The sequence below is a fragment of the Microbacterium paludicola genome (assembly GCF_039529675.1).
Taxonomy (GTDB): domain Bacteria; phylum Actinomycetota; class Actinomycetes; order Actinomycetales; family Microbacteriaceae; genus Microbacterium; species Microbacterium paludicola.
The window spans coordinates 1-2823 of record NZ_BAAANG010000072.1; the positions used below are offsets into that span (position 1 = coordinate 1).

A 2823-nucleotide genomic window follows, 5' to 3' on the forward strand; every position below is an offset into this window, starting at 1 on the left:
CCGCCTGGCGTTGATCCCGCGCCTCAACGACGACTTCAAGCACCTCATCGCCGATGACCCGCACCCGGCTGTGATCGCCCGCCGCCTGCAGGCCTACGCCGAGGCGATCGAGTACCCCTACTCGCTGAGCGCGTCGACCACCGGCCTGGACCTCATGAAGGCCACCCGCTGGAAGGACCGCGTCGAGCTGTTCTCGGCCGAGCCGGATCTGCCCGAGCCTCGTGACGGCGGCCCGAAGCCCACCTCTGACCCCGACCTGATGTTCGACGCCGGCTGGCACCGCAAGCCCACCGACGCCGAGCTGCAGCACACCTACGTGCACGCCTTCGACCGCGGCGGCTCCTACCTCGCCGGGATCGCCGGCCTCGAGCTCGGCATCGGCCAGGCCACCCACTACCCGAACGGCCACGAGTTCGACCGCAAGCTGCCCGGCTACTGGCGCGTGGCGATGCCCGAGCCGAGCTCCTGGCTCGCCCCCAACCCGCTGTTCCCGCACTCCCGCCTCGAGCGGGTGCCGCAGCCGGGGGAGCTGATCTGGACCACGACCGACACGCTCGCCCTCGCCCAGGACCTCGGCTACGAGCTCGACGTCGACGAGGCCTACATCTGGCACCGTCACAGCCGCGTCCTGGAGGGCTGGTACGGCCGCATCCGCGACGGCCTGACCCGCGTCGGCCGCGGCACCCCCGACGCCGACGCCGTCCGAGCCCTGATCAAGGAGACCTACGTCCGCCCGATCGGCCTCATGACCTCCCGCGAGTTCATGACCGGCCCCGACGGGAAGATCGCCGACGGCTTCGCCCCCGGGCGCCGGCACCTGATCATGGGTCGCGCTCGCGCCAACATCATCCGCTGGGCCTTCAAGATCGGCGAGGAGACCGGGCGCTGGCCCGTCGCCGTGGTGAAGGACACCCTGTACTACACCAGCGACGAGAGCGACCCCACCGCCGCATGGCCCGGCCCTGAGAACAAGCTCGGCTTCGGGCTGGGCCAGTACAAGCCCGAAGCCAAGTTCCTGCTCGAGGACATGCGCCCCTACCTCACCGGCAAGGGCCCGTTCGAGGCCAAGAAGCACGTCGGTGAGCTGATCGACTTCGACGACGAGGAGCCGTTCTGATGGACGAGGACGCTCAGACCCGCAAGACCAAGGCCGAACGCGCCATCCTCGAAGGCCTCACCGGAGCAGCCCCCACCAGCCGAGACGACGTCGCCGGCATGCTGCAGGTCCTCTACGGCACCACCCGCACCCGCCGCGGCGACGACGGCCAGCTGCGCGAGGTCCGCGCCGTCGACACCCGGGAAGCAGCACGCGGCTTCGGCGTCAGCCAGCGCACCATCCAGCGGTGGCTCAAAGGCGCATCCAACCCCCGCCGTGAGCACAAGGACAAGCTCGTCACCCGGACCCGCCAGGCCGCGACGACCAAGCGCGGCCGTCAGCGCCTGGCCAACCGCGCCCGACGCAACGCGCCCGGACGGCCCATCCGCGTCCAGATCCGCAGCCACCAAGGCCCCAGCGACCCGAGCTACAAGCGCGATCGCACGACCCGTGCCGACCTGAGCCCCGAGGCCTACGAGGAGCTGCTCAGCGCGTACGCCGAGACCGGCGAAGAGGGCATGCGCGAGTACCTGGCCGGCTATTTCAGCAGCGGCTCGACGGACTACCCGACCGACTGGGAGTTCGACGACATCCAGAAGATCGGCTTCGAACGCCTCTGATTCCGCGGGCGAGAGCCCTGCTCCGGCAGGGCACCTAGCCCGTACCGGCTATGCGTACTAATATGTTCTCCAACGTGCACCCGAACGCGAGCGGAGACCCCATGGCCCACACCGCAGAGCAGATCGTCTCGTCCGACTTTCTGACCTACCAGCAGATCGCCGATGACCTCGGCGTAGCTGCCGCATCCGTGCGCCACTACAACACCCTCGCCGAGATGGAGCGCGCCGCCGGCAACCCCAAGGGCAAGGTCCTGTTCCCCGAGCGGGTCTACATCCCCGGCATCCGGCAGCCGTTCTTCCGCGCGGACGAGTACGCAGCGTGGAAGAAGGCCCGCCAGGCCACGAACCGCAGCGCCCGCGGCCGGCGCACCCACCTCGAGTCCACCGACCGCCTCGAGGTGAACATGCTGCTCAACGACCGGATCCGCAACGCGCTCTCCGAAGCGAAGATCTCGCAGGGCACCGTGGCGCACACGATCGGCCTCTCCCCGTCGGCCGTGCAGTTCCGCCTCGCCGGCAAATCCCGCTGGCAGCGCAGCGAGGTCGAGGCGATCGAGCGGCTCACCCAGCAGCAGATCCTCGACCGCCCGTAGGCCTCCTCGTGACCGCGAGCTCGCCGGCATGGGATGACCGCAGACTCGCGATCATCCTCGCTAACGCGCTGCCCGGCGCCCTCGACCGCCACGGCACGCGCATCCTGCGCACGCACGCGGCCGCCGAGGCCCTGGGCGTCTCGGACAGCACCATCCGCCGCTGGATCCGGCACGGCGTGCCCCTGCGCCGGCTCGATGACCTCAAGCACATCATCTACCCGTCGACCGCGATCCTCGAGCAGGAGCAGCGCGATCTCCGCGCCGCATACCGCGCCCTCGAGGAGCTCGCCGGCATCGGCTTCACCCCGCCGGCGCAGTGGCGCACGATGGGCTGGCACGAGCCCCACGTGGTCGCCGTGACCACCCTGCAGGGTGCGAAGGTCTGCGTGCCCCGTGTCACGCTCGCCCTCGAAAGCCGCATCCGCCGCGGGGGAGAGCTGCCGATCTCGATCGAGGCCTCACGAGCCATGCGCCGCGGCGGCGCCGTCGTCACCGAGGCCGTGATCACCCCCAA

3 protein-coding genes and 1 pseudogene are annotated in these 2823 nt (G+C 70.2%); all 4 read left to right on the forward strand.

The features are described from left to right. A pseudogene (locus tag ABD161_RS15870) lies at positions 1 to 1117 on the forward strand (hypothetical protein); the annotation flags it as partial. Next, on the forward strand, positions 1117 to 1716 hold the full coding sequence (locus ABD161_RS15875; RefSeq protein ID WP_344005208.1) for a hypothetical protein: 600 nt from the start codon (positions 1117 to 1119) through the stop codon (positions 1714 to 1716). The pseudogene ABD161_RS15870 and the gene ABD161_RS15875, both read left to right, overlap by 1 nt. A gap of 101 nt (positions 1717 to 1817) precedes the next feature. Next, complete coding sequence (locus ABD161_RS15880) at positions 1818 to 2309, forward strand: hypothetical protein (RefSeq protein ID WP_344005211.1); 492 nt, start codon at positions 1818 to 1820, stop codon at positions 2307 to 2309. An 8-nt stretch (positions 2310 to 2317) separates the two neighbouring features. Further along, on the forward strand, positions 2318 to 2823 hold a 506-nt coding region (locus ABD161_RS15885; protein ID WP_344005214.1), incomplete at its 3' end, for a MerR family transcriptional regulator.